The organism is Providencia sp., from assembly GCF_040396775.1.
Taxonomy (GTDB): domain Bacteria; phylum Pseudomonadota; class Gammaproteobacteria; order Enterobacterales; family Enterobacteriaceae; genus Providencia.
The window spans coordinates 1-20300 of the sequence record NZ_JBEBNT010000024.1 but is presented as its reverse complement, the minus strand read 5'-3'; the positions used below and the strand labels follow the sequence as shown (position 1 = coordinate 20300).

Genomic DNA, 20300 nt, shown 5'->3' with positions numbered 1-20300 from the left:
TCGATGGCATCACCTCGTTTTATTCATTTGCGTGTGCACAGTGACTACTCGATGATTGACGGGCTCGCGAAAACGGGCCCATTGGTCAAAAAAGTGGCTGCAATGGGCATGCCCGCGTTCGCAATTACCGATTTTACTAACTTGTGTGGGTTAGTGAGATTTTACGGTGCTGCTCATGGGGCAGGGATCAAGCCGATCATTGGCGCGGATTTTTATGTAGAAAGCGAATTATTAGGGGATGATATTTCTCACCTCACCGTTCTTGCTCGCAATAATGAAGGGTATCAAAACCTCACTCTCTTGATTTCAGAAGCTTATCAAAAGGGTTATGGTGCGGTTGGCCCGACCATTAAGCGTGAGTGGTTAGCAAAGCACAAAGAAGGGCTTATTTTGCTCTCAGGTGGGCGCAAAGGGGATGTCGGGCAATTTCTATTACGAGGAAACCAAGCGCTTGTCGATGAGTGCCTTGAGTTTTATGAAGCACATTTCCCCGGTTGTTATTATCTTGAACTCGTCAGAACAGGTCGACCCGATGAAGAAAGCTATCTTCATGCTGCCGTCGAATTGGCCACGAAGAAAGGCTTGCCCGTTGTCGCGACTAACGAAGTCTGTTTTATTGAAAGTAGCGACTTTGATGCTCATGAAATTCGCGTTGCTATCCACGATGGTTTCACACTTGCGGACCCCAAAAGACCGAAAAACTATAGCCCTCAGCAATACTTACGTACTGAAGAGGAAATGTGCGAGCTTTTTGCCGACATTCCAGAAGCGTTAGAAAACAGTGTAGAGATTGCTAAGCGTTGTAACGTCACTATTCGTCTTGGTGAATACTTCTTACCGCAATTCCCAACTGGGGATATGAAAACTGAAGACTTTTTGGTCATGCGGTCAAAAGAAGGGCTTGAAGAACGTCTTGAGTTTTTATTCCCTGACGAAAAAGTTCGTGCAGAAAAACGCGTTGAATATGATGAGCGTTTAGAAATAGAACTGAACGTGATTAACCAAATGGGGTTCCCTGGTTACTTCTTGATCGTGATGGAGTTTATCCAATGGTCAAAAGATAACGGTGTACCTGTTGGGCCGGGAAGGGGGTCTGGTGCGGGCTCATTAGTGGCTTATGCACTCAAAATTACAGACCTCGACCCATTAGAATTTGACCTTCTGTTTGAGCGTTTCTTAAACCCTGAGCGGGTCTCGATGCCTGACTTTGACGTCGACTTCTGTATGGAAAAACGTGACCAAGTTATTGATCACGTAGCGCAGATGTACGGCCGTGATGCGGTATCACAAATTATTACCTTCGGTACGATGGCGGCAAAAGCGGTTATTCGTGACGTAGGGCGTGTCCTTGGTCACCCTTATGGTTTTGTGGATAGGATTTCTAAACTGGTTCCCCCAGATCCGGGAATGACATTAGAAAAAGCCTTTGAAGCGGAACCGCAGCTTCCTGAAATTTACGAAGCTGATGAAGAAGTGAAAGCGCTAATTGATATGGCGCGAAAACTTGAAGGGGTGACACGAAACGCAGGTAAACACGCAGGTGGTGTGGTTATTGCACCAACCAAAATTACCGATTTTGCGCCACTGTATTGCGATGCAGAGGGGAACAACCCTGTTACGCAATTCGACAAAAACGACGTTGAATATGCAGGGTTAGTGAAGTTTGACTTCCTAGGTTTACGGACGTTAACGATCATTAACTGGGCGTTGGAAATGATCAACGCGCGTCGGGCGAAGAAAAACCAAGAACTGATTGATATTGCAGCCATTCCATTACACGATCAAAAAAGTTTTGATATGCTGCAACGTTCTGAAACCACGGCAGTGTTCCAGCTAGAATCCCGCGGAATGAAGGACTTAATCAAGCGGTTACGCCCCGACTGTTTCGAAGATATGATAGCACTGGTGGCGTTATTCCGCCCAGGTCCGCTGCAATCAGGCATGGTTGATAACTTTATCGACCGTAAACATGGTCGTGAAGAGATTTCATACCCTGATGTAGAATGGCAACATGAATCGTTAAAGCCTGTTCTTGAGCCAACTTATGGTATTATTTTATACCAAGAACAGGTTATGCAGATTGCGCAGGTCCTTGCGGGATATACCCTTGGTGGTGCGGATATGCTGCGCCGTGCAATGGGTAAAAAGAAACCGGAAGAGATGGCGAAGCAACGTTCTGTTTTTGAAGAAGGTTCAATCAAAAACGGCGTTGATGGCGAATTGTCGATGAAAATCTTTGACTTGGTAGAGAAATTTGCTGGTTATGGGTTTAACAAATCGCACTCCGCAGCATATGCGTTAGTTTCTTACCAAACACTGTGGCTAAAAGCGCATTACCCTGCTGAATTTATGGCGGCAGTAATGACCGCGGATATGGATAATACAGAAAAAGTCGTTGGTTTAGTTGACGAATGCTGGCGAATGGGCTTAAAAGTATTGCCTCCAGATATCAATAGTGGGCTTTATCACTTTCATGTGAATGATGAAGGTGAGATAGTTTATGGTATTGGTGCTATCAAAGGGGTTGGTGAAGGCCCCATTGAAGCTATTGTTGAAGCTCGCCAACAAGGCGGAATTTTTAAAGAAATTTTTGACCTTTGCGCTCGTGTTGATATTAAAAAAATTAACCGCCGCGTGATGGAAAAACTGATCATGGCGGGGGCGTTTGATCGACTAGGCCCTCACCGTGCAGCGCTGATGTCATCCCTTGAGGATGCATTAAAAGCCGCCGATCAACATGCGAAAGCCGAAGCCATAGGCCAAGCAGATATGTTTGGTGTGTTAGCTGAAGCCCCTGAGCAAGTGGAAAGTTCGTACGCAAGCGTGCCAAAATGGCCAGAACAAGTGGTATTGGATGGGGAAAGGGAAACCCTTGGCTTATATTTAACGGGTCATCCAATAACGCGATACTTGAGTGAAATAGAACGCTATACTAATGGCCTTAGATTAAAAGATGTGAACCCAACCCCTCGTGGTCAAGTGACAACTGTGGTAGGTTTAGTACTTTCAGCTAAAGTGATTACGACCAAGCGTGGGAATAGAATTGGTATCTGTACGCTTGATGATCGTTCCGGTCGTCTGGATATTATGCTATTTTCAGATGCACTCGATAAATACCAACATATGTTGGAAAAAGACAATATCCTGATAGCCACCGGTCAGGTCAGCTTTGATGATTTCAATGGTGGTAATAAAATGACAGTGCGTGAGTTAATGGACATTAGTGAAGCAAGGGAGAAATATGCGCGTGGACTTGCAATTTCACTGTCAGATAAACAAATTAACGATCAATTACTGAACCGGCTGCGCAGTACGCTTGAACCTCACCGTTCAGGCACTATCCCGGTTCATCTGTATTACCAGAAGGACGATGCCAGAGCCAAGCTTAAATTTGGCGTTGTTTGGCGTGTGACACCCGTGGATCCCCTTCTGAACGATCTTCGAACTCTGCTGGGTAGTGAGCAGGTAGAATTAGAATTTGACTAAAATAGGAATATTATGAGTCTGGATTTTCTTGATTTTGAACAGCCAATTGCGGAATTAGAGGCAAAAATTGACTCTCTAAAAGCCGTAAGCCGTCAAGATAACAACTTAGAGGTCAACCTTGATGAAGAGGTTGCTCGTTTACGTGAAAAAAGTGTTGAGCTGACACGTAAAATTTTCTCTGATCTGGGTGCTTGGCAAATTGCTAAACTTGCTCGTCATCCACGCCGTCCTTATACATTGGACTACATCTCTCGCATTTTCACGGACTTCCAAGAATTAGCGGGTGACCGTGCTTATGCTGATGATAAAGCGATTGTCGGTGGTTTAGCGCGTTTAGAAGGCCGTCCTGTCATGATTATTGGGCACCAAAAAGGGCGCGAAACGAAAGAGAAAATCCGTCGTAACTTTGGAATGCCAGCCCCTGAAGGTTACCGTAAGGCACTGCGCTTGATGGAACTGGCTGAGCGTTTTAACCTGCCTATTATCACGTTCATTGATACCCCGGGCGCATACCCAGGTGTTGGTGCAGAAGAACGTGGTCAATCAGAAGCGATAGCGCGTAACCTGCGTGAAATGTCACGTTTATCTGTCCCAGTGATTTGTACAGTCATTGGTGAAGGCGGTTCTGGTGGCGCGTTAGCCATTGGTGTGGGTGATAAAGTGAATATGCTGCAGTACAGCACCTATTCGGTTATTTCCCCAGAAGGCTGCGCATCCATTCTGTGGAAAAGTGCAGACAAAGCCCCATTAGCTGCTGAAGCGATGGGGATTACAGCGCCGCGCCTGAAAGAACTAAAACTGATTGATAACGTGGTTTCTGAGCCTTTAGGTGGTGCACATCGTAACTACGATGAAATTGCAGCTCATCTAAAAGCACGTATCACTGAAGACCTTAACGAGTTGGAAGTGCTAGATGGCGAAGCATTGAAAAATCGTCGTTATCAGCGCTTGATGGAATACGGTTATTGCTAATTTTTAGCGATTCATAGATTAAATAAAACGGGAGTTTGCTTTTGCCAACTCCCGTTTTTTATTGAACATTATTAGTGCTCACCTGCAAATAATAAAAAATAGGTATAAAAGTGCGACAATATAATTATTTAATTTATGCCTTTTCCTGCGTACTGATTTGGAGTTTTATTCCGATCGTTTCACGCTTTGGGCAAGATGGGATGGATAGCTTTCAATTTCTATTTTGGTCAAACCTTATTTCGGTTATTGCCGTTATTACGGTAGCATTGGCATCAGGCTATACACCAGCCAAATTGTTTATGTTGCCGTGTGATATTTTAGCCAAAGTCTTTGTTCTTGGGTTTCTGGATTGCCTTTTTTATTTGTTGTTGTATTACGGTTATTCCATTGAAAATGGGATTGCTGTTTTGGTGATCCAATATAGCTGGCCACTGATTATTATTCTTTTATCGGTAGTGCTATTGAAAGACAGATTGTCTGGGCGGCAAATTGTCGGGGTTATGGTTGGTTTTATTGCTGTTATCATCACCTTCACAAAAGGGCAAATAACCCAACTGTATGTGGATAACCCAACGGCGTTATTGTTGGTCTTTAGCGGAGCATTTTGCTTTGCTTTAATGTCGGTATTTTCACGCAAATATTCTATTGATCCGTATATTAGTACGGTTTGGTTATTTATCTTCTCGACATTAACTTCCTTGGTTCTCCTGTTGTCTTTCAGTGAAATGCAGTTACCATCTCAAGGCGCATTTTGGCCGACGCTGATTAATGGGGTACTCATTAATGGCGTGTCGTATATCTTGTGGTTCAAAGCAATGAATACGGGGAACTCGACAAAAATTGCCTCAGTAGTATTTTTATCACCGGTATTATCGGTATTGTGGTTAGTGTTACTTTTAAGTGAGCCATTTGAAATTGCGTATATTATTGGGGTCATGTTAGTCATTATTTCAGGCGTTTTATGTGTTGGTGCAAAACGCCGCAATTAATAATAGTCAAAAAGGGCAAACGAATGGTGCAGCAATCATCCATGATCATCGAGCGAGTACGTGAAAAAATCGGTGATTGTACAAAAATACTTGTTGGGTTTAGTGGCGGGATTGATTCGACAGTATTGCTGCATACGCTTTATCAGCTCAAGAAACATCATAATTCGCGCTTAATTATCCGCGCAATTCATATTCACCACGGTTTAAACACAAAAGCAGATGCTTGGGAACAACATTGTGCACAACTATGCCAACAATGGCAGATCCCTTTTATCTGCTACCATGTATTTGTTGATCCAAGCGAGAAAGGTATTGAGGCTGCGGCACGGGATGCCCGTTATCAAGCTTATCGTGAAGAACTTGAAATCAACGAAGTGTTGGTAACTGCTCAGCATCTTGATGATCAAGCGGAAACATTTTTATTAGCGTTAAAGCGTGGAAGTGGCCCCGCAGGGTTATCATCGATGCCTGAATCTTTACCTTTTATCGCGAAATGCGGGCAAACACAGTTGCTGCGGCCATTATTAACGGTCTCCCGTATTGATTTAGAAACTTACATGCAAGCGCAGCAATTGCCTTGGGTAGAAGACGATAGCAACCAAGATGCTCGTTATGACAGAAACTTCCTTCGGTTACATATTTTACCGTGCTTAACTGCACGTTGGCCGCATATTTCCAATGCCATTGCGCGCAGTGCATCGCTATGTGCGGAGCAAGAATCGTTACTGGATGAATTATTGCAAGAAACCCTTGAAGGGATGATGGATTACCGTGGTGGTTTGTTTATTGATGAACTGCAAAATTGTTCTGTCGCAAAGCGTAATGCATTGATCCGCCGCTGGATTGGGTTGCATCAGCTTAAGATGCCACCTTTTAACCAGTTAGAGCGTATCTGGCAAGAAGTGGCGCTTGCGCGGCAAGATGCCGAGCCTGTTTGTCGTCTAGGGCAGATTGACGTTCGCCGCTACCAAGGCGCCTTGTGGCTGGTTCCTCGTATTGAAAACTTAGCAGGGCAGCAATATACGTGGTCATATCCAGCCACATTTGAACTGCCTGAATCCCTTGGGCGATTACAGGTTATGGGAGGGCAAGGGCAAATTCGCCCTCCAGAGCCTGATGAAAAAGTGACTGTACGTTTTGGTTTGCAAGGCACGCTCAATATTGTGGGGCGGCATCGTTCAAGAAGCAGCAAAAAAATATGGCAGGAACTGGGGGTTGCGCCGTGGATGCGAGAACGTATTCCACTGGTTTATTATAACGACCAATTGATTACAGCGGTGGGGTGTTTTATCACGCCAGAAGGTTTTATTGGCGATGAGCTAGTTGGGATAGCGATAGATTGGCAGCAAGAGTCGAGGTTTCAGACCGATTTCTAAAACAAGAAACCCCTTATGACTGTGACCATCATAAGGGGCAAGAAGGACTCAAATTGTGAGTATTAGTGAGAGTGGTCGACAACTATCGTGCCGATTTCTGGATGACTGAAGGAATTAATGCAATCCAACCGTAGCTCCTTTGTGCCCTCATGTGTCTCAACAATCAGGTACTCGACTTTTTTTCGTAGAAGCAAATCACTGGCCTGCCCTTCAATATTCTCGCCGTCATTAAGTTTTATTTGCAACTTCAACTGACGTTGGCATGCAATTTCTAGATATTCGTAATCATCACAATTGATAGGTTGATATTCAGTATCTGTAGACATATTCCCTCACCACTGTGTTAGTGGCGGTTATTGCCGCCTTGAACATGTTGTATCAAGCAAAAAAATGCTTAGTACGATAATAGCATAGTAATTTTAATAACTATAATCGCTACTGGATGAAAAAGATAATTCTTATTCATCAAATTAATACGTGACATTTTTTATCAGTTATGTCCGAATTATATTACTGTTTCCATTTTTTTATGGCTTGAGATGCTATGATGTTTCATATTGGTAAACGAGTTAAAAGCGAATAATTTCAAGGGAATTATTATGAGAAAATCACTATTGTTAGTCTTAATGGCGGTTGGCACAGTTACATTAGCGGGCTGCCAAAGTGGTGCACAAAATACCAATACAGTCCCAGTTGATCAGGTCTATACCGGGGTATTGCCTTGTGCAGATTGCTCAGGCATTGAAGCAACATTGTTAGTGAACCAAGATGGCAGTTATGTCGAACAATTGATTTACTTGGAAACAAAAGACGGTAACACGGGCTTCCATGAGGCGGGTAAATGGAGCGTTGAAGGTAATAAACTGCGTACAACAAATCCAAAAGGCGAAAGCACCTTTTTTGCTAAAGCGGATAACGGAGAGTCCGTTACTTTACTGGATTTAGATGGTAACCCGATTGAGACTGAATTGAACTATTCGTTAAATCGCGTTCAACCAAGTAAGAAAGTGGGCCAATATCGTTACATGGCTGATGCCGCTGTCTTTACTGAGTGCGAAACTGGGCGCCAATACGCTGCATCGGGTATTGAATTAGAAAAAGCCTATGGGGAAACGGGTGTTGATGGAGGTACCCCTGTGTATGTTGAGGTTGAAGGTTATTATACCGTTCGTCCATCAATGGAAGATGGTCAATTTGACTCAGCATTCGTCCAAACAGGGCAAATTAAATTCGATAAAACGGCGTCGTGCAAATAATTTAAATTGCATTTTCCTCCTAAAAAGCTCAGTAGAAATATTGGGCTTTTTTATTTAACGTCTTAAAATTTCAATAAAAAATCACCTCATCTATTTTTTACTTCTTCACACACTCCTTTTTTGATATCAGTATAACTTTTTTATTGTCGCAAAATATTTGCGTATTTTGTGAAGGTTGTCATGGCTGCTGGTCAATCAGGGACAATTAATGATAACAATGAAATATCGTAAACTCAGGGAAGTCCGTATAATCCATTCAACTAGAAATAATTTTAATTTTTAGTTTATTGATTTAAGAAAAGCCGCAAGTCTGTAAAAAAATTTATAAATCTAAGCGGTAACTAAAAAATAGAACGAATCAAAGGATAAGGAATGAAGAAGAAAAATATCTATTTATTTTGTTCTGCTGGCATGTCGACTTCATTGTTAGTCAACAAAATGAGGCAACAGGCAGAAAAATATGATGTCCCCGTCAACATAGAGGCTTTCCCTGAAAGTTTAGCAAGTGAAAAAGGTGTTGATGCAGATTTAGTCTTACTCGGTCCTCAAATTGCTTGGATGTTAACGGATATTCAAAAAATACTACCAAATAAACCTGTCGAAGTGATTGATTCATTGTTATACGGCAAAGTGGATGGGCTGGGGGTATTAAAGGCAGCCGTTGCAAGCATAAAAAAACAAACAGCAAATTAAAATTAGAGACCTACCTCTACTCAATAATAACTCCATCAACCTTAGCGCTATTCATTGCAGATTAGCCTAGTCAGAATGGAGCACACTCAAAAAATCGAGGGTATTTTTATGAGTCTTGTTATCACTTCGCTTGAAAAGGTACTTCTGCCCTTCGCAGTTAGATTGGGAAAGCAACCTCACGTTAATGCAATAAAGAATGGTTTTATTCGTATTATGCCACTGACATTAGTTGGGGCAATGTTTGTACTGATTAATAATGTATTTTTAAGCTTTGATGCAGGGTCGTTCTTTTACTCATTGGGTGTGAGATTAGAACCGTCAACTATTGAAACATTAAATGGATTTAAAGCGATTGGGGGGAATGTCTACAACGGGACTCTCGGTATTATGTCCCTCATGGCGCCTTTTTTTATCTCCATGGCATTAGCGGAAGAGCGAAAAGTTGACCCATTAGCCGCAGGGTTACTGGCCGTTGCTGCTTTTATGACCGTGACACCTTATGAAGTTAATGGGGCTTATGCCGTTGGTGCAAATTGGTTAGGCGGAGCAAACATTATTTCGGGCATTATTTTAGGGTTAGTCGTTGCCGAAATGTTTGCATTTATTGTGCGTCGTAATTGGGTGATAAAATTACCTGATAGTGTGCCACCTTCTGTTTCCCGTTCATTCTCTGCACTTATTCCTGGTTTTATTATCTTATCGATAATGGGGATTGTGTCATGGGCGCTTTCGAGCGGTATCAGCACTAACTTCCACCAAATTATTATGGATACCGTGTCGACGCCACTCGCATCAATGGGGAATGTCGTTGGCTGGGCTTATGTGGTATTTACGTCATTGCTGTGGTTCTTTGGTATTCACGGCTCATTAGCCCTGACAGCCTTAGATAGCGGGATTATGACACCATGGGCACTGGAAAACGTCTCGTTATATGCGCAATATGGTTCGGTAGATGCGGCGATTGCTGCGGGTAAATCTTTCCATATGTGGGCAAAACCAATGCTTGATTCCTACGTCTTCCTAGGCGGAACAGGGGCAACATTAGGACTGATCATTGCCATCTTTATTGCTTCACGCCGTGCAGATCACCGCCAAGTTGCAAAATTAGCATTACCAGCGGGTATATTCCAAATTAATGAACCGATTATTTTTGGATTACCTATCATCATGAACCCTGTCATGTTTATCCCATTTATTCTGATCCAGCCGTTATTGGCGGGAATAATGGTAGCAGCGTATTCTTTAGGAATTATCCCGCCGGTGACCAATATTGCACCGTGGACAATGCCGACAGGTTTAGCCGCCTTCTTCAACACTAACGGAAGTATTGCAGCGTTATTACTTGCTTTATTTAACCTTGGTGTCGCTGTACTGGTTTATCTGCCATTTGTGGTGATTTCGAATAAAGCCCAAAACACGATAGACGAAGAAGAAAGTGAAGAAGATATTGCTAATGCACTGAAGTTTTAAAAAACGGAGGAGCTTGCTCCTCCCATTTAAGTAGAGATAAAAATATGTTTGAACTCGATGATATTCAAGAAGATGCAGCTAATGAGTTAGAAGAAGTTGTCATGGGCTTAATTATTAATGCAGGGCAAGCGAGAAGTTTAGCCTATACCGCATTAAGAAAGGCTAAAGAGGGCGACTTCGCCACGGCAAAAAGTTTAATGGAGCAATCCCACTCTTCTTTGAATGAAGCACATAAAGTACAAACTCAGCTCATTGAAAGCGACATGGGAGAGGGCAGAATCAAAGTTAGTTTAGTCCTCGTTCATGCTCAAGATCATTTAATGAATGCCATGCTAGCTCGCGAACTGATTACCGAATTAATTGAGCTACATGAAAAGTTAAACCATTAAAAGGGGATAATGATGCAGACACTGATGAATAGAACTGACACTAATGCTGAAATTAAATTAGTTCAAGAAAGCGAACTATTTAACAATAAAACCTTTCATGTCTTTATTTATAATAAAGTTGAGAGTGCAAGTGGGCTGCATCAACACGACTATTATGAATATACAATTGTATTAACAGGTCGCTGTTACCAAGTTATTAATGGAAAAAAAATATTATTAGAGCGTGGGGATTTTGTTTTTTTACCTATTGGGTCATATCACGAAAGTGCTTATGACTTTGGTCCAACACGAATATTAAATGTTGGCATTAGTAAATCATTTTTTGATAAACATTATTTGCCATTATTACCAAGCTGTTTTGTTGCATCGCAAAGCTATCCATTAAAAAATGAATTTATGGCTTATATTGAATCCGTTATTGCCTCGTTAAACTTTAGAGACAGCGAATTTAATGAGTTTATTGAATTAGTCACATTCAATGTCGTTAATCGCTTACGCCATTTTCGCGAAAAGAGTTTACAGGATGATGCTCCTCAATGGCTTAAGAGCACACTTGAAGACATGCATGATATTGCGATGTTCAGTGAAAGTGCTCTGCAAAATATGATCACCATGACGGGGAAATCTCAAGAATATTTAACGCGAGCGACAAAGCGTTTTTATGGCAAAACACCTATGCAAATTATTAACGATATCAGAATTAATTTTGCTAAAAAACAATTAGAAATTACCAATTATTCGATTACGGATATTGCATTTGAATCTGGTTACAGTAGCCCAAGTTTATTTGTGAAAAAATTTAAAGAATCAACCTCACTAACGCCAAGTGATTACCGAAAAAATTTATACAGTGTTGAGCAAAAAATGGTGGGTTAATTAGTATTAAGTAAACTAAGTTTCAAAAACGTTCTTAATTAAAAATTCAAGCATAACCATCTTTTTAATAAAGATGGTGTGCCTTTCTATGTCTATTGTATAAGGTTCTATGAGGTTAATATGACTCAGAAGTTAAAAGTTGTCACCATTGGTGGTGGTAGTAGCTATACACCTGAATTACTCGAAGGTTTTATTAAACGTTACCATGAACTTCCGATTACTGAGCTATGGTTGGTGGATGTTGAGGAAGGCAAAGAAAAATTAGATATTATTTTTGATTTATGCCAACGCATGGTTAAGCACGCAAACATTCCGTTGAAAATAGTAAAAACATTGGATAGAAGGGAAGCTCTTAAAGATGCTGACTTTGTCACCACACAATTAAGGGTCGGTCAGTTAAAGGCTCGTGAAATAGATGAGACGATTCCATTAAAACACGGTTATTTAGGCCAAGAAACCAATGGTGCTGGTGGGTTATTTAAAGGGTTGCGTACAATCCCTGTTATTTTTGACATTATTAAAGATGTGGAAGAAATCTGCCCTAATGCATGGGTGATTAATTTTACTAACCCAGCTGGGATGGTGACAGAAGCCGTTTATCGACATACAAACTTTAAGCGTTTTATTGGTGTGTGTAATATTCCGATTGGTATGAAAATGTTTATTACAGATGTTCTTAATCTGTCAGATAACGATGAGTTATCCATCGACTTATTCGGTTTAAACCACATGGTTTTTATCAAAGATGTGATTGTTAATGGCATTTCACGTTTTGATGAGCTATTAGATGGTATTGCTTCAGGTACATTAAGTGCTAACTCAGTCAAAAATATCACTGACCTTGCGTTTGACGAAGGGTTAATTCGTAGCTTAAATCTGATCCCTTGCTCTTATTTACTGTATTACTTTAAGCCAAAAGAAATGTTAGCTATTGAGCTGGGTGAATATTATAAAGGTGGCGCTCGAGCTCAAATCGTTCAAAAGGTTGAACATCGACTGTTTGAACTTTATAAGGATCCATCACTCGATGTGAAACCTAAAGAGCTTGAATTACGTGGCGGTGCTTATTATTCAGATGCGGCTTGTGAAGTTATCAACGCTATTTATAACGATAAAAATACGGAGCATTACGTTAATATTCCACATCAGGGGCAAATTGATAATATTCCTGAAGATTGGACGGTGGAGATGACTTGCTTACTAGGACGCGATGGAGCAAAACCGCATCCACGAGTGACTCACTTTGATGATAAAGTACTTGGCTTAATTTATACCTTAAAAAACTTTGAAATTGCCACGAGCCAAGCAGCTGTAAATGGCCAGTTTAATGATGTATTACTGGCGATGAATTTAAACCCATTAATTCATTCGGATAACGATGCGCGTTTAATTTCGAAAGAATTACTTATCGCTCACAAGAAACACCTGCCGAACTTTACGAAAGCAATACAACAACTTGAGCAGGAAGGTTAATGAGTTAAATCGCTTATAGCATTAAGGGAGAACAAATGGCTTCATTACTTATTGTGAATGCTGATGATTTTGGATTATGTGAAGCCGTTAATTATGGGATTATCGAATCTCATCGTAATGGGATTGTTAATTCAACGAGTGCAATGATGAATATGCCTGCCATATCCCATGCGGCTAAATTAAGTCATGAAAATCCGAATTTAGCGGTAGGAATGCATTTTGTTTTAACGGCAGGTAAGCCTTTTTCAGCAATGCCAATACTCAGCCGTGATGGAATGTTGGGTAAATGGTTGTGGGATATCGATATTAATGATTTACCTTTATCTGAGATTGAACAAGAGTTGAATCTGCAATATCAAAAATTTATCGAAATTTTTGGCAAAAAGCCCAGCCATATTGATAGCCATCATCACGTGCATATGATTGAAGGCATTTTTCCTCTTGTCGTGGGGTTTGCACAAGAACAAGGTGTTGCACTGCGAGTAGATCGTCAATTAGAGAAAAATTGGCCGCCATTATCATACCAAGTGGCGAGCACTGATTGTTTTAGTAGTGAGTTTTATGGGGATGAAATTTCAGAAACATTATTTTTGAAAATTATCGATGAAGCAAAAGCACAGGGGCATCGCTCTATTGAAGTCATGAGTCATCCCGCTTTTATTGATAATGCATTATTAAAAAGCAACTACGCTTATCCACGTTTAAATGAATTGGAAGTATTAACATCGGAAAATTTAAAATCACAAATCGCCGCACGTGGTTTTAAAATCGGTTCGTATAGAGATATTTAAAGAAAAAAGCCCAAATTCAAGATGACTAGAATTTGGGCTCTATTTTTTGGCTTTTAACCTAACTTATTTACCGAGCTTACCTTTAAGGAAGCTAACGACATTTTCTAAACCAACCAATTCTTTATCATCACTGCGGCGTGATTTATATTCAATCTGGTTATTATCTAAGTTACGGTCACCAATAACGATGGTGTATGGAACGCCAATCAGTTCCATATCAGCAAACATTACACCAGGGCGTTCTTTACGGTCATCGAAAATCACATCAATACCGTTTGCTTTTAAGTCAGCATACAATTTTTCAGCAACTTCTTTTACGCGATAAGATTTGTGCATATTCATTGGTAAAATAGCGACTTGGAACGGTGCAATCGCATCCGGCCAAATAATTCCTCGATCATCATGGCTCTGCTCAATAGCAGCTGCAACAATACGTGTCACACCAATACCATAACAACCCATGGTGACGATTTGGTTGTGACCTTCTTCATTCTGGACCGACGCTTTCATGGCTTCTGAATATTTGGTGCCTAATTGGAAAATATGGCCAACTTCAATACCGCGTTTAATTTGCAGCACGCCTTTACCATCTGGGCTTGGGTCGCCTTCGACAACATTACGTAAATCATAAGTTTCAGGTAAGGCTAAGTCGCGTTCCCAGTTGATGCCAAAGTAGTGTTTACCATCAATATTTGCACCCGCACCAAAGTCGCTCATCACTGCAACGCTACGGTCGATAACAATTGGTAATGGCATATTGATAGGGCCTAATGAGCCTGGGCCTACATTCACGGCATTTCTGATTTCAGCTTCTGTTGCAAACTCTAGTGGGCTGGCCACTAAAGGATGTTTTTCCGCTTTAACTTCGTTCAATTCATGATCGCCGCGGATCAATAATGCGACTAGTGTATGGCCTGAATCTTTTTCGGCATGAACGATAAGTGTCTTAACTGTTTTTTCAACAGGTAAGTTAAATTGCTCTACCAACTCAGCGATTGTTTTTGCGTTTGGAGTATCCACTAAACGCAGTTCTTCGGTTGGTGCTCCACGTGGTGTGGTTGGCGCTAATGCTTCAGCAAACTCGATATTTGCAGCATAGTCAGACTCAGTGGAAAAAATAACATCGTCTTCACCATTTTGCGCTAGTACTTGGAATTCGTGAGATGCACTACCGCCAATTGAGCCAGTATCCGCTTGAACTGCACGGAAATCAAAGCCAATACGTGTGAAAATTTTGCTATACGCTTCATACATTACATCATAGGTTTCTTGTAATGATTCTTGGCTAATATGGAAAGAGTATGCATCTTTCATAATAAATTCGCGTGAACGCATGACGCCAAAACGAGGGCGAACTTCATCGCGGAATTTGGTCTGAATTTGGAATAAATTCAATGGCAGTTGTTTATAAGACGTGATTTCGTTACGCACTAAATCAGTGATCACTTCTTCATGGGTTGGGCCAAGGACAAATGGACGCTCACCACGGTCAACAAAACGCAGCAATTCAGGACCATACTGTTCCCAACGTCCACTTTCTTGCCATAAATCTGCGGGCTGAACGACGGGTAAAGATACCTCGATAGCGCCTGCATTTTCCATTTCCTCACGGACGATGTTTTCGACTTTACGCAGAACACGCACGCCTGTGGGTAACCAGTCATACAGACCAGAAGCAAGTTTACGGATCATTCCTGCACGCAGCATCAGCTGGTGGCTGATAACTTCTGCATCCGCAGGGGTCTCTTTTAGAGTTGAGAGCAGATATTTGCTAGTACGCATTGTATAGGTTCCATTAGAACAACAAATTATGGCAAGCCGCTTGCTTACCAAAGTATATAGAGAGCTAGTCTACCAGCGACTGAGATTCGCCAAAAGGGGTTAACACGTTTTTTCGTAAGGTTCGATAGCGAATACTTCAGTCACACCATTAATCACTCGCCAACGAATATTAAAATCTAATAAATGAACCGCATAATCACGAATTTCAGTCGATTGTTTTTTATACGCAGGGCGAGGGTCTTGCATCAAAATTTGTTCAATAAATTGCTTTAGCGCAGGGTATTGGTGTTGATAAGGCACTAATTGATTTTCAACGGCTGGCGTGAATATAACCTGCATTTTATCCGAAGGTGCATCTTGTGCATATCCCGCGGTGGCCTCTGGTATTGCCTCAGCAAAAGGTAAATAAGGCTTTATATCAATCACAGGTGTGCCATCAACCAAATCCAGGCTACCAAGCTCGAGTATAGCTTGGTTGTTTTTTATAGAAACCCCTTTTAATTCAACAAGGGACATACCAATTGGATTTGGTCTAAATGTTGAGCGCGTTGCAAATACACCCATTTTGTCATTACCACCAAGGCGAGGCGGGCGAACTAAAGGTTTCCAGCCACCTTTTATTGTTTGATGAAATACAAAAATTACCCAGATATGGCTAAATTGCGTTAAGCCACGAACGGTATTGGCATCATTAAAAGGGGGGTGGAGATGTAGGCGTCCTGCACCACCTGGAACAAGCCCAGGTTGGCGCGGGATGGCAAACTTTTCTTTATATGGCGATTCGATATGCCCAATAGTCTCAAATTGAAAAGATTGCATATGGCGGTTATTCAACAATTTTTAATGCGCTACCTTCACAAATCGTTGCTTGATAACAACCTGGTGCGGTCATTGTTTGGCATTGATGCAAAAGGACGGCATCAGCAGCGATAAAAGCAGCTTGTGATAACATACTGTTTTTTGCTGTATTTAGATTTGCAGGCGGGCTTTGAACGCTTTCTCTGCAAGATTCACCAGAAACAATACCTAAATCTTTGAAAGGCATTCCCAAAAGTTCTTCAGGACTATTCATTAATTTAACATTTGCTGTTTCAGGTTCTTCAGTCACACTCGGTACAGGTTTAGACAATTTCATACTGGTGAAACCTTTGTTTGCCCCTGGACTCGTGTATTGGTTAATCCCACACCCAGCTAACGCAAACGCCGCTATGGTGAGCAATAACAGTCTCATAAGTTATTACCTTTCTTATATGATTCAATAAAGTATCGTTATTTTTATAGTCTATAAATTGCAAAAAATACTAGGCGGCATAGAGCCACCTAGTATTTTAATCGTTTTTTTAATAATAAAAAAGATTACCAGCCTTTAACAGCGCCACCATCAAAGACTTCGTTAGCTTTGTTAGCAACTTCATCTGATTGATAAGCTTGGATAAATTTCTTCACATTTTCACTATCTTTATTGTCTTCACGGGCAACAATAATATTTACATATGGAGAATCTTTATCTTCAACAAATAAACCGTCTTTTGCTGGCGTCAGTTTAGGTGTTGCGCTGCTTGCCCAAGTGGTGTTGATGATAGCTAAAGCAATTTTTTGGTCATCAAGAGCACGTGGTAATTGTGGCGCTTCTAATTCAACAAATTTCAGGTTTTTCGGATTTTCAACAACATCCAGAACAGTTGGCATTAAACCTGTGCCATCTTTTAATTTAATTAAATCTTGTTGTTGCAGCAGCAGCAAAGAACGACCTAAGTTGGTTGGGTCATTTGGTAATGCGATTTGCGAACCGTCAGCTAATTCATCAACAGATTTGATTTTTTTAGAATAAGCAGCAATTGGGTAAATAAACGTATTACCGACTGGCACTAACTTATAATTACGATCTTTAATTTGTTGATCAAGGTATGGCTTGTGTTGAAAGGCGTTTAAATCGATATCGCCTTTGCTTAATGCTTCGTTTGGTAATACGAAATCATTAAATGAAACTAGCTCAACATCTAAACCGTATTTTTCTTTAGCAACTTTCTGTGCGACCTCAGCAACTTCTAACTCTTTGCCCATGATCACACCAACTTTAATGCTGTTAGCATCTTTTTCTTTTTCGCCACAACCCGCTAAAACGAGTGTGCCTAATAGCGCGCCGACAACTGCGATAGATTTTAACTTAATAGACATTGGTAGTACCCCTTTCATACGGACTTTATAAGCACCCTAACGGCGCCGCTATTTTACTGACTATCGATGTGAAACTTTTTTCATTAAGTACTCGCCACCAAACTGGATTATGTTTACTAAAATGACAAGAAGAACAATGACGGTATTCATCACAACAGGGTTATAGGTTTGGTAACCATATTGTAGTGCGATTTGCCCTAAGCCACCGGCGCCGACTGCACCACCCATTGCGGAATAGCCAACTAACATAATTAAAGTAATGGTTGCTGCGTTAATCAGGCTTGGCATTGCTTCAGGGATCAGTATTTTACGGATGATCTGAAGAGGCGTTGCCCCCATAGCGCGTGCTGATTCAATCAAACCACTTGGAATTTCTAACAGCGCATTTTCGACCATACGTGCAATAAATGGTGCTGCACCAATGGTTAAAGGCACGATCGCGGCTTTTAAACCAATGGTTGTACCCACTAAAAATGACGTTAATGGAATAATCCAAACGAGTAAAATAATAAATGGTACTGAACGGAAAATATTAATTATAACGGCAAGTGCACGATATAAGCCGACATTTTCCATCACTTGGTCTTTACGCGTAATATAAAGCAAAACACCCAATGGTAAGCCTAAAACAAAGCCTAAAAAGCCAGAAACAAAGGTCATTGTGATAGTGTCGATGGTGCCGTTAATCAGCAAATAAATCATTCTCTCAGACATAACCCAAAACCTCTACTTTCACGTGGTGCTCTTTCAAAAATTCAATTGTGGACTCAACACCACCATTAATGCCATGCAGCTCCGCTAGCATCACACCAAATTTTACGCCGCCTGCGTAATCAATCTGAGAGCTTAAAATATTAATATCAATATCAAACTTACGTACAGCCATCGAAATTAGCGGCGCATCAACGGATTGGCCTGTAAATTCTAATTTCACTAATGGCGATAAATCTTTACCTGCTTCAGTGCTCATGCGCTCTTTATAGTCATCTGGAATATCAATAATTAACGTTGACTGAATAAAAGCCTGCGCAACTGGTGTTTTTGGGTGAGAGAATACTTCGCTCACTTTATCTTGTTCGATTAATTGGCCGCCACTAATTACCGCAACTTGGTCACAAATACGTTTTACGACATCCATTTCGTGAGTGATTAATAAGATGGTTAACCCTAAACGGCGGTTGATATCTTTTAATAACTCTAAAATTGAGCGTGTTGTCGCAGGGTCTAATGCGCTAGTCGCTTCATCACACAGTAAAACTTTTGGCGAATTAGCTAAAGCGCGTGCGATTGCAACACGTTGCTTTTGTCCGCCTGATAAATTAGCAGGGTAAGCATCTTTCTTTTCGCTTAAGCCGACTAAATCTAGTAGCTCATCAACGCGTTCTTTAATTTTTTCTTTAGGCGTATTGTCCAGTTCCAGTGGCAGTGCCACGTTATCAAAAACAGTACGCGAAGATAATAAGTTAAAATGTTGGAAAATCATGCCAATACCGCGGCGCGCTCTCGTCAACGCTTTTTCTGTCATTGATGTTAAATCTTGCCCATCAACAACAACGTGGCCTGATGTTGGGCGCTCTAACATGTTTACGCAACGAATTAACGTACTTTTACCTGCGCCTGAAGCACCAATAACGCCATATATCTGACCAGCAGGTACATGCAAGCTAATATCAGTCAGCGCTTGAATGCTACGGCTTCCTTGCTGGAAAACTTTATTTATATTTGAGAGCTTTATCATTTATGTTTTTTAACTTTTATCTGAATTGTTCTTTAGATAGTGTATCTAATATGGGTGGATGTTAAGGCGTCTAGACGTCTAAGTCAATAAAGATTGTGCGATTTATTCTATTCTCATTTCATTTCTTTTCGTGAGATACTAAAAAGATATTCAGTTTGAGGAGTAAACAGGTGAGTAACGGGATACCAGCAGTCTTTTTAGACAGAGACGGAACAATTAATATCGATCATGGTTACGTACATAAAATAGATGACTTCGAATTTATCGAAGGTGCTATTGAGGCGATGTCGGAATTAAAAAAAATGGGTTATGCATTAGTGGTTGTTACAAACCAATCGGGGATTGGGCGTGGTATTTATACCGAAGACCAATTTATGCAATTAACAGAGTGGATGGACTGGTCACTTGCCGATCGTGGTGTTGACCTCGACGGTATTTACTTCTGTCCACATCACGCAGAGTCCGATGTTGAAGAATATCGCCAAGACTGTAATTGCCGTAAACCAAAACCGGGCATGTTATTAGATGCGCAGTCATTCTTAAATATAGATATGGCTGCTTCTATAATGGTAGGCGATAAACTTGCTGATATTTTAGCGGGTAAAGCAGCAAATGTCGGAACAACAGTGCTGGTTAAAAGTGGCGAGCCTGTGACAGAAGAAGCAATGAATAGTGCTGATTTTGTCATTAATAGCATTGCAGACCTGCCAGAAACGTTAAAAAGAAACAAAAAATAGTCATTTTGGGTAATAAGCGAACAGTCAGAAAAAAAGTTTAAAAAAACACTTGCCAGATTTTTCTGACTCCCTATAATGCGCATCCACTGACCGG

19 protein-coding genes are annotated in these 20300 nt (G+C 41.0%); 12 read left to right on the top strand and 7 right to left on the bottom strand.

From position 1 onward, the window contains the following. Positions 1-3 precede the first annotated feature (3 nt). The 4 genes from dnaE (at position 4) to tilS (ending at position 6823) form a co-directional block, all read left to right on the top strand. Positions 4-3486: a DNA polymerase III subunit alpha gene (dnaE, locus tag ABWP91_RS18065; RefSeq protein WP_353244409.1), complete on the top strand. Its 3483-nt coding sequence runs from the start codon at positions 4-6 to the stop codon at positions 3484-3486. 12 nt (positions 3487-3498) lie between these two features. After that, complete coding sequence (gene accA / locus ABWP91_RS18060; RefSeq protein ID WP_353244408.1) at positions 3499-4458, top strand: acetyl-CoA carboxylase carboxyl transferase subunit alpha; 960 nt, start codon at positions 3499-3501, stop codon at positions 4456-4458. Positions 4459-4568: 110 nt separating this feature from the next. Next, positions 4569-5447: a DMT family transporter gene (locus ABWP91_RS18055; protein WP_353244407.1), complete on the top strand. Its 879-nt coding sequence runs from the start codon at positions 4569-4571 to the stop codon at positions 5445-5447. A 23-nt stretch (positions 5448-5470) separates the two neighbouring features. Beyond that, complete coding sequence (gene tilS / locus ABWP91_RS18050) at positions 5471-6823, top strand: tRNA lysidine(34) synthetase TilS (RefSeq protein ID WP_353244406.1); 1353 nt, start codon at positions 5471-5473, stop codon at positions 6821-6823. A gap of 62 nt (positions 6824-6885) precedes the next feature. Here tilS and rof read toward each other — a convergent pair whose 3' ends face one another. Next, positions 6886-7149, bottom strand: a complete 264-nt coding sequence (rof, locus tag ABWP91_RS18045) for a Rho-binding antiterminator (protein ID WP_042848970.1) — start codon at positions 7147-7149, stop codon at positions 6886-6888. Positions 7150-7422: 273 nt separating this feature from the next. On the opposite strand from rof, the gene nlpE reads away from it, so the two are divergent. The 7 genes from nlpE to chbG all read left to right on the top strand — a co-directional run bounded on the left by nlpE (position 7423) and on the right by chbG (position 13771). Continuing rightward, complete coding sequence (nlpE, locus tag ABWP91_RS18040; protein ID WP_353244405.1) at positions 7423-8079, top strand: envelope stress response activation lipoprotein NlpE; 657 nt, start codon at positions 7423-7425, stop codon at positions 8077-8079. A 372-nt stretch (positions 8080-8451) separates the two neighbouring features. Then, positions 8452-8772 carry a PTS sugar transporter subunit IIB gene (locus ABWP91_RS18035; protein WP_206083764.1) on the top strand — a complete coding sequence of 107 codons (321 nt, stop codon included), beginning with the start codon at positions 8452-8454 and terminating at the stop codon, positions 8770-8772. Positions 8773-8880: 108 nt separating this feature from the next. Then, positions 8881-10242, top strand: a complete 1362-nt coding sequence (gene chbC, locus ABWP91_RS18030) for a PTS N,N'-diacetylchitobiose transporter subunit IIC (RefSeq protein WP_219244371.1) — start codon at positions 8881-8883, stop codon at positions 10240-10242. A gap of 44 nt (positions 10243-10286) precedes the next feature. Further along, positions 10287-10631 (top strand): PTS N,N'-diacetylchitobiose transporter subunit IIA, encoded by a 345-nt coding sequence (gene chbA / locus ABWP91_RS18025; protein WP_353244404.1) that lies wholly within the window; start codon positions 10287-10289, stop codon positions 10629-10631. Between the two features lie 9 nt (positions 10632-10640). Further along, positions 10641-11507 (top strand): transcriptional regulator ChbR, encoded by an 867-nt coding sequence (gene chbR, locus ABWP91_RS18020; protein ID WP_353244403.1) that lies wholly within the window; start codon positions 10641-10643, stop codon positions 11505-11507. 120 nt (positions 11508-11627) lie between these two features. Beyond that, a complete protein-coding gene (locus tag ABWP91_RS18015) occupies positions 11628-12980 on the top strand; it encodes a 6-phospho-beta-glucosidase (protein WP_353244402.1) in 1353 nt (450 codons plus the stop codon). A gap of 35 nt (positions 12981-13015) precedes the next feature. Further along, positions 13016-13771, top strand: coding sequence for a chitin disaccharide deacetylase (gene chbG, locus ABWP91_RS18010; protein ID WP_353244401.1), 756 nt, complete (start codon positions 13016-13018; stop codon positions 13769-13771). A gap of 63 nt (positions 13772-13834) precedes the next feature. On the opposite strand, the gene proS is transcribed toward chbG, so the two are convergent. From proS to metN, 6 genes are all read right to left on the bottom strand, one after another. Then, positions 13835-15553 carry a proline--tRNA ligase gene (gene proS, locus ABWP91_RS18005; RefSeq protein ID WP_353244400.1) on the bottom strand — a complete coding sequence of 573 codons (1719 nt, stop codon included), beginning with the start codon at positions 15551-15553 and terminating at the stop codon, positions 13835-13837. A gap of 99 nt (positions 15554-15652) precedes the next feature. Continuing rightward, positions 15653-16372 (bottom strand): tRNA (N6-threonylcarbamoyladenosine(37)-N6)-methyltransferase TrmO, encoded by a 720-nt coding sequence (gene tsaA, locus ABWP91_RS18000; protein WP_353244399.1) that lies wholly within the window; start codon positions 16370-16372, stop codon positions 15653-15655. 7 nt (positions 16373-16379) lie between these two features. After that, positions 16380-16784 carry an envelope stress sensor lipoprotein RcsF gene (gene rcsF / locus ABWP91_RS17995; RefSeq protein WP_353244398.1) on the bottom strand — a complete coding sequence of 135 codons (405 nt, stop codon included), beginning with the start codon at positions 16782-16784 and terminating at the stop codon, positions 16380-16382. Between the two features lie 125 nt (positions 16785-16909). Further along, positions 16910-17731: a MetQ/NlpA family lipoprotein gene (locus ABWP91_RS17990; protein ID WP_353244397.1), complete on the bottom strand. Its 822-nt coding sequence runs from the start codon at positions 17729-17731 to the stop codon at positions 16910-16912. A gap of 60 nt (positions 17732-17791) precedes the next feature. Next, entirely contained in the window at positions 17792-18445 is a 654-nt protein-coding gene (gene metI, locus ABWP91_RS17985) for a methionine ABC transporter permease MetI (RefSeq protein WP_353244396.1), read from the bottom strand. Next, positions 18438-19469: a methionine ABC transporter ATP-binding protein MetN gene (metN, locus tag ABWP91_RS17980; protein ID WP_353244395.1), complete on the bottom strand. Its 1032-nt coding sequence runs from the start codon at positions 19467-19469 to the stop codon at positions 18438-18440. The genes metI and metN overlap by 8 nt, the downstream gene beginning before the upstream one ends. 170 nt (positions 19470-19639) lie before the next feature. Here metN and gmhB point away from each other — a divergent pair, with 170 nt between their 5' ends. Then, positions 19640-20206: a D-glycero-beta-D-manno-heptose 1,7-bisphosphate 7-phosphatase gene (gene gmhB / locus ABWP91_RS17975; RefSeq protein WP_353244394.1), complete on the top strand. Its 567-nt coding sequence runs from the start codon at positions 19640-19642 to the stop codon at positions 20204-20206. Positions 20207-20300 lie beyond the last annotated feature (94 nt).

Bases quoted from the DNA above. Each gene is read 5' to 3' on its own strand.
- dnaE (WP_353244409.1), top strand. From the start codon at position 4: ATGGCATCACCTCGTTTTATTCATTTGCGTGTGCACAGTGACTACTCG.
- accA (WP_353244408.1), top strand. From the start codon at position 3,499: ATGAGTCTGGATTTTCTTGATTTTGAACAGCCAATTGCGGAATTAGAG.
- tilS (WP_353244406.1), top strand. From the start codon at position 5,471: ATGGTGCAGCAATCATCCATGATCATCGAGCGAGTACGTGAAAAAATC.
- rof (WP_042848970.1), bottom strand. From the start codon at position 7,149: ATGTCTACAGATACTGAATATCAACCTATCAATTGTGATGATTACGAA.
- nlpE (WP_353244405.1), top strand. From the start codon at position 7,423: ATGAGAAAATCACTATTGTTAGTCTTAATGGCGGTTGGCACAGTTACA.
- ABWP91_RS18035 (WP_206083764.1), top strand. From the start codon at position 8,452: ATGAAGAAGAAAAATATCTATTTATTTTGTTCTGCTGGCATGTCGACT.
- chbC (WP_219244371.1), top strand. From the start codon at position 8,881: ATGAGTCTTGTTATCACTTCGCTTGAAAAGGTACTTCTGCCCTTCGCA.
- chbA (WP_353244404.1), top strand. From the start codon at position 10,287: ATGTTTGAACTCGATGATATTCAAGAAGATGCAGCTAATGAGTTAGAA.
- chbR (WP_353244403.1), top strand. From the start codon at position 10,641: ATGATGCAGACACTGATGAATAGAACTGACACTAATGCTGAAATTAAA.
- ABWP91_RS18015 (WP_353244402.1), top strand. From the start codon at position 11,628: ATGACTCAGAAGTTAAAAGTTGTCACCATTGGTGGTGGTAGTAGCTAT.
- chbG (WP_353244401.1), top strand. From the start codon at position 13,016: ATGGCTTCATTACTTATTGTGAATGCTGATGATTTTGGATTATGTGAA.
- proS (WP_353244400.1), bottom strand. From the start codon at position 15,553: ATGCGTACTAGCAAATATCTGCTCTCAACTCTAAAAGAGACCCCTGCG.
- tsaA (WP_353244399.1), bottom strand. From the start codon at position 16,372: ATGCAATCTTTTCAATTTGAGACTATTGGGCATATCGAATCGCCATAT.
- rcsF (WP_353244398.1), bottom strand. From the start codon at position 16,784: ATGAGACTGTTATTGCTCACCATAGCGGCGTTTGCGTTAGCTGGGTGT.
- ABWP91_RS17990 (WP_353244397.1), bottom strand. From the start codon at position 17,731: ATGTCTATTAAGTTAAAATCTATCGCAGTTGTCGGCGCGCTATTAGGC.
- metI (WP_353244396.1), bottom strand. From the start codon at position 18,445: ATGTCTGAGAGAATGATTTATTTGCTGATTAACGGCACCATCGACACT.
- metN (WP_353244395.1), bottom strand. From the start codon at position 19,469: ATGATAAAGCTCTCAAATATAAATAAAGTTTTCCAGCAAGGAAGCCGT.